The sequence below is a fragment of the Streptomyces sp. NPDC002784 genome, assembly GCF_053592135.1.
This window is the reverse complement of the sequence record NZ_JBSFVD010000023.1, coordinates 74591-87776: the sequence shown is the minus strand read 5'-3', so window position 1 is coordinate 87776 and position 13186 is coordinate 74591. Positions and strand designations below refer to the sequence as shown.

9 protein-coding genes, 2 tRNA genes and 1 riboswitch are annotated in these 13186 nt (G+C 72.7%); of the genes, 2 read left to right on the top strand and 9 right to left on the bottom strand.

Annotated features, from left to right (window positions below; translation table 11 throughout):
* Positions 1-61: 61 nt before the first annotated feature.
* The 5 genes from ACWD1Z_RS30295 to ACWD1Z_RS30275 all read right to left on the bottom strand — a co-directional run bounded on the left by ACWD1Z_RS30295 (position 62) and on the right by ACWD1Z_RS30275 (position 5361).
* Positions 62-1090 carry a M23 family metallopeptidase gene (locus ACWD1Z_RS30295; RefSeq protein ID WP_451122869.1) on the bottom strand — a complete coding sequence of 343 codons (1029 nt, stop codon included), beginning with the start codon at positions 1088-1090 and terminating at the stop codon, positions 62-64.
* Between the two features lie 11 nt (positions 1091-1101).
* Positions 1102-1258, bottom strand: a riboswitch (cyclic di-AMP (ydaO/yuaA leader).
* Between the two features lie 230 nt (positions 1259-1488).
* Positions 1489-2571: a PP2C family protein-serine/threonine phosphatase gene (locus tag ACWD1Z_RS30290; protein WP_451122867.1), complete on the bottom strand. Its 1083-nt coding sequence runs from the start codon at positions 2569-2571 to the stop codon at positions 1489-1491.
* 167 nt (positions 2572-2738) lie between these two features.
* Positions 2739-2812, bottom strand: a tRNA-Met gene (locus tag ACWD1Z_RS30285).
* A gap of 50 nt (positions 2813-2862) precedes the next feature.
* On the bottom strand, positions 2863-4056 hold the full coding sequence (locus ACWD1Z_RS30280) for an alginate lyase family protein (protein ID WP_451122865.1): 1194 nt from the start codon (positions 4054-4056) through the stop codon (positions 2863-2865).
* A gap of 177 nt (positions 4057-4233) precedes the next feature.
* Complete coding sequence (locus ACWD1Z_RS30275; protein WP_451122863.1) at positions 4234-5361, bottom strand: dihydrofolate reductase family protein; 1128 nt, start codon at positions 5359-5361, stop codon at positions 4234-4236.
* Between the two features lie 268 nt (positions 5362-5629).
* On the opposite strand from ACWD1Z_RS30275, the gene ACWD1Z_RS30270 reads away from it, so the two are divergent.
* Together ACWD1Z_RS30270 and ACWD1Z_RS30265 are read left to right on the top strand one after the other, a co-directional pair.
* The gene (locus tag ACWD1Z_RS30270) at positions 5630-7864 is read left to right on the top strand and encodes a hypothetical protein (RefSeq protein ID WP_451122861.1); all 2235 of its coding nucleotides are present in this window, start codon (positions 5630-5632) and stop codon (positions 7862-7864) included.
* 10 nt (positions 7865-7874) lie between these two features.
* A complete protein-coding gene (locus ACWD1Z_RS30265; RefSeq protein WP_451122859.1) occupies positions 7875-8258 on the top strand; it encodes a DUF5955 family protein in 384 nt (127 codons plus the stop codon).
* A gap of 74 nt (positions 8259-8332) precedes the next feature.
* Here ACWD1Z_RS30265 and ACWD1Z_RS30260 read toward each other — a convergent pair.
* From ACWD1Z_RS30260 to ACWD1Z_RS30245, 4 genes are all read right to left on the bottom strand, one after another.
* Positions 8333-8405: transfer RNA gene (locus ACWD1Z_RS30260), tRNA-Lys, on the bottom strand.
* Between the two features lie 88 nt (positions 8406-8493).
* Positions 8494-10044, bottom strand: a complete 1551-nt coding sequence (locus tag ACWD1Z_RS30255) for an amino acid permease (protein WP_451122857.1) — start codon at positions 10042-10044, stop codon at positions 8494-8496.
* Positions 10045-10146: 102 nt separating this feature from the next.
* Positions 10147-12405 carry a DEAD/DEAH box helicase gene (locus ACWD1Z_RS30250; protein WP_451122855.1) on the bottom strand — a complete coding sequence of 753 codons (2259 nt, stop codon included), beginning with the start codon at positions 12403-12405 and terminating at the stop codon, positions 10147-10149.
* A 240-nt stretch (positions 12406-12645) separates the two neighbouring features.
* Complete coding sequence (locus ACWD1Z_RS30245; protein WP_451122853.1) at positions 12646-13185, bottom strand: hypothetical protein; 540 nt, start codon at positions 13183-13185, stop codon at positions 12646-12648.
* Position 13186 lies beyond the last annotated feature (1 nt).

The following is a 13186-nucleotide window of genomic DNA, read 5'->3' as shown; positions in this document are numbered from 1 at the left end:
CCGGCAGCCCTGACGTCGGGGGGACGTCGTCAGGACCGCCGGGGTTCTGGCGAGGGCTGGGTCAGGGGTTGAGGCCCTTGCTGCGCAGCCAGGCGAGCGGGTCGATGCCGGAGGAGGAACCCTCGGGGTGGACCTCCATGTGGAGGTGGGCACCGGTGACGTTGCCGGTCGCGCCCACGCGGCCGATGACGTCGCCCGTGGTGACCTTCTGCCCGACGCTGACGCTGATCGAGGACTGGTGGGCGTACCAGATCTCGGTGCCGTCCTCCAGGGTGAGCACGGTCTTGTAGCCGTAGGAGCCGTCGTACCCGGCGTAGGTGATCGTGCCGGTGTGCACCGCCTTGATCAGCGTGCCCGTGGGAGCGGCGAAGTCGGCGCCGGTGTGGTACCCGGAGGACCACAGCGCGCCGGCCTGACCGTAGGTCGAGGTGATGGTGTACGAGGAGGTCGGCAGCGCGAACTGCTTGGCGAGGGCGGCCAGGCGCTCGGCCTCGGCCTTCTCGCGGGCCTCCTCCTCGGCCTTGGCCTTGGCGGCGGCGGCCTTGGCCTTCGCTTCCTTCTCGGCCTCGGCCAGGGCTTCCGCGGCGGCCTTCTCGGCGGCAGCGGCGGCGGCCTCGGCGGCCTTGGTGTCGACCTGCTCCTGCTGCTGCTCGGCCTGGGCCATGATCCGGGCGCGCAGCGCCTCACCGGCGTCCGCGGCACCCTGCTCGGTGTCCGTGGTGGTCATGCCGACGGTGCTGAGCGGGGTGGCCGAGGTCTCGGGGGCCGGCTCCGCCGAGTCGTCGGAGATCAGCGGCAGGTCGGGCATGGTGATCGCGACCGGCGGCTTGCCGGACTGGGCGCTGGCCATGCCGCCCGCGCCGACGGCGGCTATGACACCGACGCCGAGCACCGTGGAGCTACGGGCGAGTCCGCCGCCGCGCTGCTTGGCGACGCGGTGCCGGCCGCGTACCGGGCGAATGGTTTCCGCGGTGGGGTTCCATTCCTCCCAGGGGCCCTCGTCGGTGCGGTGGCTGCCGTAGGAGAAGGCCTCGTCACTGCGCTGGCTCGGCACGAACGGGGCCTCGGGGGCAGGCCGGTTTGACGCCACGTGGGCGTGCTCCTTTCCTTCCTTCTCGCCTACCGGGTTAGCTGACGGGTTCGGAGCAGGAAGGTCTCCTACGCGCGTATATCTGCCGTTTCTGCGCGGCTGATTACGCCCGATTCACCCCAATGAGTGGTTCCCCGGTTCCCTTACGGGATTCGGCGCGTGCGCACGGAGCCGCCTCTTGTGACGGCTGGGACGACCGCGCTGCGTTATCGAACGTTAATAGACACGGGGCGCGGATTCCAAGCTGTTCCTCTTGATCGTTAACGGCTCCGGCCTGGACTTTCAGGTCACTACGGCGCCAAATCGGGCGAGTTGCCCAAGCCTCATGCGTCACACACGTATTGACGGTGTGTCAGTTGTTATGCGGAGGGCTGTCATCCGATCACCCCCGGTGACGATCAGGGTCTGCGCACCGCGAGCAGCGCCATGTCGTCCGCCATCCCCCCTCCGCAGTGCACCCGCACCTCCTCGGCGAGGGTGTGGATCAGAGCACCGGGATCGCGGAAGACGCGCCCGGTCAGCCGTCGTTCGGGGTCGAAGAAGACGCCCTGCGCGTCGCGGGCCTCGGAGAGGCCGTCGGTGTGCAGGAGCAGGGTGGTGCCGGGCGGGAAGGGCGTCTCGTCGGCGCGGTCGGGCCAGTCGCCGAGGTCGCTCATGCCCAGCGGGAGGGCGGGCTCACGGGCGCGCAGCGGGCGCACGGTGCCGTCGGGGTGGAGCAGCAGCGGGGGTGGGTGGCCGCGGTTGACGACGCGCACGGGCCCCTCGCCGTGCGGGAGTTCGGCGAGCACGGCGGTCGTGAACCCCTCGACGGCGTCGATCCCGTCGCGCCGCGCGCCCTCCCGGGCCAGCGCCCACTCCAGCCGCCGTGCGACCGCCTCCAGGCTCGGTTCCTGCTCGGCGGCCTCCCGGAACGCCCCGATGACGACGGCGACGGCGGCGACGGCCCCCATCCCCTTGCCGCGCACATCGCCGACGACGACCCGTACGCCGTACGCGCTGTCCTGCACCGCGTACAGATCGCCGCCGATGTAGGCGTCGGCCTGCGCGGCCTCGTAGCGGGCGGCGATGTCGTAGCCGCCGATCCGGTCCAGGGGTTCGGGCAGTACGGCGCGCTGGGTGGCCACGGCGATCTCGCGCTGGTTGGCGAGCCGCACGTCGCCGCGGCGCACGACACGGTTGAGGACGACGGCCAGGACGGCGACGGTGACCACGGTGACCACCTCGGTGACCGTGTCCGGGTCCATGTCGAAGCCCAGCCGGATGTGGACGGCGTAGGCGGCGATCAGGGACGCGGCCCCGACGGCGACCGTGCCGCTGAGCGCGTAGAACGGGGCGGCCACCAGCGGGGCGGCGGTGAAGAAGGGGATCGCGGTGAAGCCCCGGGGGGTGACGAAGTCGTAGAGGACACCGCCCGCGATCAGCAGCAGCGGGAGCAGCCGTACGAAGGTGCCTGCGGACGACGGGTGCCGGGTCCCGTCCACGCCTGAAGCCCGCACTGCCCGCCTCCCGCCACGTCCGCCGTCCCTCCAGGTTTCCCGGAGCGGGGGCGGGCGGCGAACGGTGTGGGCCGAGTGGATGAGGCGGGGAGAACGCACCTGCCGGAAAACACCCAGGGCCGGAACCATTGGTTCCGGCCCTGGGCCTTCAGTAGCGGGGACAGGATTTGAACCTGCGACCTCTGGGTTATGAGCCCAGCGAGCTACCGAGCTGCTCCACCCCGCGTCGTTGACATCAGTGTACGCCATCCGCGGGCCCCTTGCGCACGCGTTTGTTCACGCCCCGGGATTGCCCGCGTGGGTGAGCGTCTCCCAGGCCACGAAGAGATCGTCGGTGCCGGCCGGGCGGGTCTTCTCGGCGAGCGCGCGGGCCGCGGAGCCGCCGAGGCCCCGGTTGACCGCGACCTCCAGGTCGGGCCCCATGTTCCGCTCGACCCTGCCGCCGCACAGCCAGGCCGGCGCGGGCTCGCCCAGCTGGTGGCGGGCGTGCAGTTCGAGCGCGGCCGTGAGCCGGTCCTCGGCCTCGCCGTACAGGTCGACGCCCTGGTGCCGGGCGGTCTCGGCGATGTGCGCGGTGGCGGCGACGGAGTAGCCGACGTGCTGGAAGTTGCGGCAGCTCTCCTGGGTGACGCCGTCCTTGTACTCCGTCTGCCGGAACCAGTACGCCGCCAGCCGCTGCGGGGTGTTCATGCTCGACCCCGCCGGGGTGAGCGGCAGGGGGCCGTCCTTCTCCAGGTAGAAGTAGGCGGGCACGCGGTCGCGGAAGCGGGCGAGGGCGTGGTCGAAGGTCTGGTGGTCGTCGAGGAAGACGGCGATGCCGATGGCGGCGTCAGTGGTGATGAGGTCCCAGTTGCCGTTGGTGTCCGGGGCCTTCCGGGTGACGTGCGGCAGGTGGGCGGTGCGGAGCATCGCCTCGAAGCGGCGTACCCGGTCCTCGGGCCAGCCCGCGCCGTCGCTGTGCCGGACGATCTCGGCGGCCCGCGCCCAGGTGGACCCCGCCCAGCCGGCCTGCAGCCCGGCGTTCTGCCCGCTGTGCCGCTTCAGCCGCGCCGACCAGGCGTCCATGATCTCCCTGGCCTTCACGACGTGCTGCCGCTTGCCGGTCACCGTGAACAGCAGCGCCTGCGTGTAGGCGGCGATGGCGTCCTCGCGCTCCTGCACGCACCCGCGCCCGGCCTTGCTCCCGGCGGGACAGTGCACGTCCTCCCGCGGCTCGGCCCGGTACTTGTAGGCGCCGTACTTGCTGTCCCGCATCGCGAGGTACGCCTTCAGCCACGGCTGCTTCCCGGCGGTGACGTTCTTGCGTACGGCGGCCAGCTGCGACGCGCTGACGAGGACGCCGGGGTGGGTGAACTCGGCGTCGGGCGGCAGGGCACGCGCCATGGTGCGGGAGTCGGCACCGGTCACTCCGCAGGCGGTGCCGAGGAGGGCGACGAGCAGCAGCAGGGCGGCACTTCGGACAGACCTCATGCTGGCAGCCTGGCGCGGTGCGGGGCGGGGCGCAGTTCGGGTTGGGCCGATCGGACCGCGGGGCGGGACGGTACGGCGGCAGGCGGGGGGCTACGGCGGCGGTAGGTGGGCGTTCACCGGGCTTACGGCAACAGGTGGGCGGTTACGGCAGCAGGCGGGCGGTTACGGGGCGGGCGGTTACGGCAGCAGGTGGGCGTTCGGGGCCTTCGCGCGGTCCTCGAACTCGGGGAGCACCACCACGTCCGCGCCCGCCGACGCCATCAGCCCGCTGCCGTCCGCGTCCGCCACGAAGGTGTCCGGCTCGCGCCAGGCCGTGACGACCCGGCGCATCCCCGCCCGGAGGATCAGCCGCGCGCAGGGAGCCGGGCGGGAAGCCCGGCGGGCGCAGGGTTCCAGGCTGCTGTACACCGTCGCGGAGGCCAGCCGGGGGTCGCTCGGGTCGGTCTTCGCCAGCGCCGCCTCCTCGGCGTGGACCACCGGGTCGTCGCCCTCCCGGGAGTGTCCCCGGGCGAGTTCCGTGCCGTCGGCGGCCACCACCACCGCGCCGACGCTGAACGCCGTCCGCGACGGCGGGCACAGCTGCGCCAGTTCGCAGGCCAGCTTCAACCAGTGCCGGTCGGCGGCCGTGACCAGCGGGCCCGCTCCGGGGGCCGTGGGGAGGTAGCGCATCAGGACCACGTCCTCGATCCGGCGGGACTCCACCAGCCGCAGCCGGCCCCGCTGGTACCCGCCGGGCCCGAACAGGCGCGGCGCGGACGGGTCGCCGACGAACAGGGGGGCCACCACGAGCTGGAGTTCGTCCGCCAGCCCTTCCTGGAGGAGCTGGGTGTGGACCCGGCCGCCGCCCTCGACCATCAGGCGTCCGATCCCCCGGCCGTGCAGGTCCGCCAGCAGCCGCCGCCAGTCCAGTTCGGCGCCCAGGGAGACCACGTCGGCCGCCAGACCGGCCGCGCGGGCCCGCTGAGCGCCCTTCTCCGTCGTATAGACGATCTTCTCGCCACCGGTGTGCCAGAAGTTCGCCCCCGGATCCAGCTCCCCGCTGCCGCTGACGGTGACCTTCAGCGGGTACTCCGGCCGCCCCGCGGAGACCCGTGCCGCGCGCCGCGCCGGGGAGTTGACCAGCAGGCGCGGGTTGTCGGCGCGGATCGTCCCGGCGCCGACGAGGATCGCGTCGACCGACGCCCGCACCTCGTCGACCCGGTCGAAGTCGGCCGGGCCGGAGAGCAGCAGCCGCTCGGGGCCGGTGTCGTCCAGGTAGCCGTCGAGGGAGACCGCGGCCGACAGCAGGACGTAAGGGAGAGGCATCGACGCTCCAGCGGGGCCGGGTCGGTTTCGTGGGGGTGCCGCACATGTACTGCTCCATCCTCGCCCACCTCCGCGGGTCCCCGGAGCGGCGGCCACGGGTGGCGGACCTCGCCGAGCATCAACACACACTGGAGCGCGGGGAGTTGGCCGACCGCACGGCGGACCGGGCCTGCCCCCGGAATGTCTCCCTGACCGCTGGTGCGCAGCCGCTCGACTACGTACAGTGCTGCGCTCGGGGGCGTGACAGGGGGTTGCCGTGGGGCGATTAGTGCGTTCAGGACGAAGAACCGCCCTGCTGTGCGGGGGACTTGTGCTGCTGGGCAGCCCCTGGCTGCGGGAGCCGCTGCGCGAGGCCCGGCCGGAGTCCCCGCTGGGGAGCGTGGTCCACCGCGCGCTGTACGTCCCGACCTGGGATCTGTCCCCCAGCTCGGAGGGGGCGAGCGAGCCCCTCTACCTGGCCGGCAACACCGCCCTCGCCCTGCTGCTCACCGGTGCCGTCCTGGCACCGCGGCTGCTGGCCCGGAGCCCCGCCTCCCGGGGCATGCGGTGGCTCGCCGCCTTCGGCGCGGGCATGCTCCTCTCGCTCGTCGCGGCGGTGGCGTCCTGGGCGGTCGTGAAGGCCGACGGCTACGAGTCCCTGATGTTCTTCGGCGGCCCCTCGGAGGCGGTGATCGTCCACTTCCTGGTGGACGGCCTCGTCTTCGGGGTGCTGCTGGGTGTGGCCCTGGCAGCCGTGTTCGGCGGGACCGGTGCCCGCGCAGCCATGTCCCGTATCCGTGAACGGAGCAGCACCATGGCACCCTCCGCGCCCTTTGCGCCCGACGTCCCCGGCGGTGGCCTGGGCGCCACCGCCCCCGGCGACACCACCCGCCACCTGTGCGCGGCCGCCTACACCGACCCCGAGTTCACCCGCCGGGTCGTCGACGACGTCCTGCGCGACGAGCTGGGCGCGGTCGCGCCCTCCCCCGGGGTCGACCTGGTGCCCGTCGCCCGGCACAGCCTGGCCGCCCGCCGGCTGCACCGGGCCCGCGACCGGCGGCTGGCCGCGATCTACCTGCTGATCGCCGCCTTCGGCCCGCTCTGGCTGGTCTTCGGCCACCTCGCCTTCAAGGCGCTGGCCAACGCCTCCCGGGCGCCGCGGCGCGTCGTCCGCGGCCGGGAACCGGTGGACACGGGGGCGGCCCTGCGGTGGCTCCTCTGCACGATCGCCGGGCTGCTGCTCGCCGGGATCCTGTTCGGCCGGTTCCTCTCCGCGTTGCCGCTGTCGGGCCCGTGGAGCTGGCTGGCCGGGTCCTACGCGCGGGGCATCCCGCCGCTGCTGGCGGTGATCGGGGGCGGGGTGTGGGCGTACTGGGTGATGGCCCGGGAGGAGCTGGACGTCGACCAACGGCTGCGCGGCTCCCTGCGGCGCGAGAACTTCGTGGCGGGGTCCGGCCCCGAGCCCGCTGAGTCGTGGGCGATCACCGCGGTCGGGGCGGTCGCCAAGGCCCAGGCGGGCAATGTCACCGTCTACAGCGGCTTCTCCCCCTTCATCGGCCAGGGCGTACGGCAGTCGCAGTGGTCCCTGTCGCTGCCGCTGCTGCCCGAACGGCCCGGCACCCCGCTCACCGGCTTCGACACCTGGGACGTGGTGGAGCGGCTGCGCGCCCGGCTGCGCGAGACCGCCGTACGGCACGCCACCGCCGCCCCGCCCGTCGACGGCGGCCCGAGCCTCGCGGCGCTGGAGGTGGAGGACCGGGTGTTCGTCAGCGGCACCCGGATCACCGGCGACCCCCGCTTCCTGCCCGCCCTGATCAAGGCGCCCGCCGCCCGGCTCCCGGAGGCGGCCGTACGGGACATCGCGCGGGACCCGCAGGGCGGCCCGCGGCACTGCCTGGCCGCGCATCTGCCGCTGTGGGGCGGGGCGGTGGTGCCCAGTCAGCTGCTGCACGTCGCGGTGGTCGGCAAGACCCTGCACCTGCACTGCGACCGCCACGTCCTCACCCCGCTGCGGCCGGACCTGCGCGGAGTGGACCTGCTGCCGGACGCCCTCACCTCCGCGCACCGGGCGGGCCTGCTGCTGTCGGCCCTGCGGCGCAGCGGCGGCGCCCTGTTCGGGGCGCCCCGGGCGGTGCTGGGCGACGCCTTCCGCGAGTGGGGCGCACCCCGCCGGCAGCGCCGGGAACGCTCGGCCGCCAAGACCGACCCCGCCTTCGACCGGGGCGCCCGGCTGAGCATCCGCGAGCACGCGATGAGCGCCGAGTACCTCGACCACTTCCAACGCGTCGACGCCGAGCGGGCGTTCGCCGCCCTCGACCGGCACGCCCTGGCCGCCGTACGGGACTTCCTGGACGAGCACGGGGTGGACACCACCGACTTCCGCACCCAGACGCAGACGATCCTCAACCACGGCGTCCTGCAGACCGGCGGGGTCAGCGTCGTGGGCAACCAGGCCGTCGGACAGGGCGCCCGGGCCGACGCCGGAACGGCCACGGCCACCGCCCCGGCCGCGGCCCCGAAGTAAGGAGAACCAGATGCCCCAGCAGCCCGCCGACAACACCAACTTCGGCGTCCAGCAGTACGGCGGCCAGAGCCAGGTCGCCAACCAGGCCGTGGGCCCCGGCGCCCGGGCCGTCGCCGGCCAGGTCTCCTTCCAGTCCCTCACGGCCGACCAGCGCACCCAGCTTTACGACCGGCTGGAACTGATCGAACGCCTCCTGGACGAACACCGGGCCGGCCTCCCCGACCAGGACTCCCCCCGCGCGGAGCTGCGCAGGCTCCGCGAGGAACTGGACGAGCCCACCCCCGAGCCGGGCGTGGTACGCCGGGCCCTGGACCGCCTGACGGCCTTCGCCGAGCCGGTGGCCCCCCTGGCGGCGGCGGTGGCGGCCCTGGCCCAGGCACTCCCGTCCCTCTGAGCGCGCGCCGACGATCCCGGACAGCACGACGGCGCCCGAACCGACCGAAGCCGATCCGGGCGCCGCACTGTCGGTAGGCCCTGTGGGACTCGAACCCACAACCAATGGATTAAAAGTCCACTGCTCTGCCAATTGAGCTAAGGGCCCCGGCGATGTTGCCTCCCCGAGCATAGCCGGACGGGGCCGGGTCTCCGATCGGGTATCGGTGACACGGCCGCGTCCGGCGGGCGAAGGGTTACGGATCGACCGGTTCGGGTGTGCCCGTGCGGGCCGCCTCGCGGGCGATCGTGCGCTCGTGCTCCGGGTTGAGGAACCAGTGCCGGGCCGAGGCCAGCCACCAGGCGGCGGCGAAGCCGAGGACGACCAGGACGGCGACCGGGGCGTAGTTGAAGGTCTCCGCGGTCACCGGGGAGACCTGCGGCAGCATGAACAGCACCGTGATCACGCCGACCCACCCCACCGCCACCACTCCGATCGCCCGCGACCAGCGCCCGAGGTGCCAGGGCCCCCGCTCGAACGCCTCACCCTTGCGCAGCCGCAGCAGGGTCGGGATGACGTAGGCGATGTACAGGCCGATCACGGCGATGGACGTCACCGCCGCGTACGCCGTCACATTGATCAGGTACGGCAGCCCCAGCACCAGCGCCCCGAGCGCCGCCAGCCACACCGCCGCGACCGGGGTGCGGGTGCGCGGGTTCACCGAGTGCCACAGGCGCGAGAAGGGCAGCGCGCCGTCGCGCGAAAAGGCGTAGATCATGCGGCTGTTGGCGGTCACCGACGCCATCCCGCAGAACAGCTGCGCCCCGATCACGACCAGGAGCAGCAGCTTGCCCGCGGTCGCGCCCACCGCGTCCAGGAGGATCTGGGCGGGCGGCGCGCCGGTCGGGGACGTGCGGGCCCCCTCGTAGGACTGGATCGCGAAGGTGAAGCCGAGGAGGAGGACGAAGCCCGCGATCCACGACGTCCAGATGGACCGCACGATGCCCTTCGGGCCGGCCGTGGACGCGTTGTGGGTCTCCTCGGTCATATGGGCGGAGGCGTCGTAGCCGGTGAAGGTGTACTGGGCCATCAGCAGGCCGAGCAGGACGACGTAGAAGCTGCTGCCCCAGCCCGTGTTGTTGACGAACTCGCCGAAGACGAAGGACGCCGACTGGTGCTCGTCCGGCGCGAAGGTCAGGGCGCCGACGATGACCGCGACGCCGATGACGTGCCACCACACGCTCACGCTGTTCAGCAGGGCGACGATCCGCACGCCGAAGGTGTTCAGCAGGCCGTGCAGGATCAGGATCCCGGCGAACAGCAGGATCGTGCGGCCGGGGGTCACCTCGAAGCCGAACTGGAGATTGAGGTACGCGCCGAGGAAGGACGCGGCACCGAAGTCGATGCCGGCGGTCACCGCGACCTGGCCCAGCACGTTGAACCAGCCCGTGAACCACGCCCAGGCGGCCGCGTTCCGGGGCGGGGCCAGGCGATGGGCCCAGAAGTACAGGCCCGCGGAGGTCGGGTACGCCGAGCAGATCTCGGCCATCGCCAGCCCGACGAACAGCGTCATCAGACCTACGGCCACCCAGCCCCAGGTGATCACGGCGGGGCCGCCGGTGTTCATGCCGAACAGATACAGCGTCAGACAGCCCGACAGCACCGAGATGATCGTGAAGGAGACCGCGTAGTTGGAGAACGCCGACATGCGGCGGGCGAGAACCTGCGTGTAGCCGAGCTGGGCCAGCCGCTCTTCGTCGGAGAGCGTTCCGTCCGACGGCCCGCCGGCTTTGGCGTTATCTGTCATGTCCCCAGCGATTCCCTCGCGGGGGGCGTGACATGCGTCACAGATGGCCAAAAAGGCCCGCACGACCGAAGTCGTACGGGCCCTCTCTATCGGCGCTCAGGATCAGCCGTTGCGCTTCCAGCGCGGCTTGTCCTCGCGGCGCTGGAAGGAACCGCCACCGCGGTGGTCGTCACGACGGCCGTACGGGCGGTCGTGGCTCGGACGGTCGTGGCCGCCGGCGCGGAAGCCCGGACGGTCGCCCTGGCGGTCGCGGTTGAACGGACGGTCGCTGCCACGGTGACCGCCACGCTCGTCACGACGCTCGAAGGGCCGGCCACCACGGTCGTCCCGACGCTCGAAGGAACGGCCACCGCCACGCTCGTCACGGCGCTCGAAGGAACGGCCACCACGGTCGCCACCCCGGTCGTCACGGCGCTCGAAGGAACGCTCGCCACCCCGGTCGTCACGTCGGAACCCGCCACGGTCGTTGTCCCGACGCTCGAACGAACGGCCACCACGGTCGCCACCCCGGTCGTCACGACGCTCGAAGGAACGCTCGCCACCCCGGTCGTCACGACGCTCGAAGGAACGCTCGCCACCCCGGTCATCGCGACGGAAGCCACCACGGTCGTTGTCCCGGCGGTCGTCCCGGCGGAACCCGCCCCGGTCGTCACGGCGCTCGAAGGAACGGCCACCACGGTCGCCGCCCCGGTCATCACGGCGCTCGTCACGACGGAACCCGCCACGGTCGTCGCGGCGCTCGAAGGAACGGCCACCCCGGTCGTCACGGCGCTCGAAGGAACGCTCGCCACCCCGGTCGTCCCGACGGTCACGACGCTCGTACGACGACGAGGACTCCGTGCGCTCGACCCGCTCCACGTCCTTGGCCACCGGCTGCTCCGGCACGGCGATCTCCGCCGCGGCCACCGCCGCCTGCGCCTCGGCCACCGCGGCCTCCGGGTCCTCACCACGCTCACGGGCGACCCGGGCCACCAGCCGGTCGGCCTCCTCGCGCAGCTCCGTCGCACGGCGCTGCGCACGCTCCAGCTGCTTGGCCAGGTGGGCGACCTCGCGCTCGGCCTGCTGCGCGGCGTTGCCCGCCGACTCGGCCTGCACCTCGGTCATCGACCGGGCACCGGTGATCTCGGCGACCTCCGGGTCGAAGGCGGCACCGCCCTGGATGATGTGACGGCCGGCGTCCACGCCCGCGTCCTCCATCAGCCGGAAGATCTGCCGACGCTGATGCGGCAGCGACAGCGACACCACCGTGCCGGTCCGCCCCGCACGCGCCGTACGGCCCGCACGGTGCAGGTAGTCCTTGTGGTCACCGGCCGGGTCGACGTTCAGGACGAGGTCGATGCCGTCGACGTGGATACCGCGCGCGGCGACATCGGTGGCGACGAGCGTGTTGACGTAGCCCTTCTTGAAGTCCTCCAGGACGCGGGTCCGCGCGCCCTGCGTCATCCCGCCGTGCAGCGCGTCCGCCTTCACCCCGGCGTCGCACAGCTGCTCGGCGATGCGGTCGGCGCCCAGCTGGGTGCGGACGAAGATGATCGTGCGGCCCTTGCGGGAGGCGATCGCGGCGGTGACCGGCGCCTTGTCCTTGGGCTTCACGATGAGGATGTGGTGCGACATCGTCGTGACGTTGCCCTGGGCGCTGTCGACCTCGTGCGTGACCGGGTTGTTCAGGTAGCGCTTGACCAGCGTGGAGATCTCGTTCTCCATCGTGGCGGAGAACAGCATCCGCTGACCGCCCACGGGAATCTGGTCGAGCAGCTCGGTGACCTCGGGCAGGAAGCCCAGGTCGGACATCTGGTCGGCCTCGTCGAGCACGGCGACCTCGACGTCCTGCAGCGAGCAGGCGCCGCGGCTGATGATGTCGCGCAGCCGGCCCGGGGTGGCCACCAGCACGTCGACACCCCGCTCGAGGGCGTAGATCTGGTTGCCCATCGACGTACCGCCGCAGACGACCTTCATCTTCAGGCCGAGCTGGTCGCCGTACGGCTGGAGCGCGTCCGCGACCTGCATCGCGAGCTCACGGGTCGGGGTGAGGATCACCGCGCGCGGGCGGTGCTTCTCGGTGCGGCCGCCGGACAGACGGGCCAGGGTCGGCAGACCGAAGGAGAGGGTCTTGCCGGAGCCGGTACGGCCACGGCCGAGGATGTCCTTGCCGGCCAGGGCGTCCGGGATGGTCGCGGCCTGGATCGGGAAGGGGGTGGTCACGCCGTTCTGCGCGAGCTTGCGCACGACAGCCTCGGGGAGACCGAGCGTGGCGAAGGTGACCTCGGGGGTCTCCTCGGCGGTCTCGACGATCTCGCTCTCGAGGGCCTCGAGCTCGACGATCTCGTTGTCGACGATCTCGTTCTCGTCGTTCTCGGGCATGACGATGTGATCAGAACTGGAAATGGACATGCGTATGCGAAACCTTCCGGAGTCTCGTCGGCACGCGCCCGTCAACTCCGTGTTTTCGCAATACGACCGCCTCTATGCGATCAGCCACGGCAAGGGAGAGTACGCGCCACACGGCGCGCTCTGCGTTGGCGCCGGGCAAATGGGATCAAACGATCTACCACCATACGCACCCTGCCCCCCCGAAGGCAAACCGGGTCCGCTGGACGTACGTCACACCGGCGCGCCCGCCTCCGGCGCCGGCTCCCGCTGCACCATCTGCGGTCCCGCCTCCCCGTGCGCCGACGACGACGGCTCCGCGACCGTCGGCTCCGGCGTGACCGTCGGCTCCGGCGGCGTGGGATCCGGCGTCGGCTCCGCGGGCCGCGTCGGCGTCGGCGGCGCATCCGTCGGCTCGGGCTGCTGCCCCGGCCCGCCCGGCTTCTCCGTCTTCCCCGGCTTGCCCGGCGCCGCCGCCTTCCCGCTCGGCTCCGCCGACGCCGAAGCCGACGGAGACGCCGACTCCTCGGCCCCGCCCTTCTTCGCCTTCTCGCCCCTGCCCCGCCCGCCGTCCGCCGCCGCGGCCCCGAACCCCGCACCACCACCCGAGACCGCCGAACCCCCGTCCGGCGCCTCACCACCACGCTGCCCCGCGGACCGCGACGGCTTCGCACCCCCACCGGCACCGTCGTCACCCACACTCATACAACCGGCGGCAGCGGCGACCGCCATCACCGTGGCGGCCAGACGGACGGGAACGTACAAGGGGCGCACG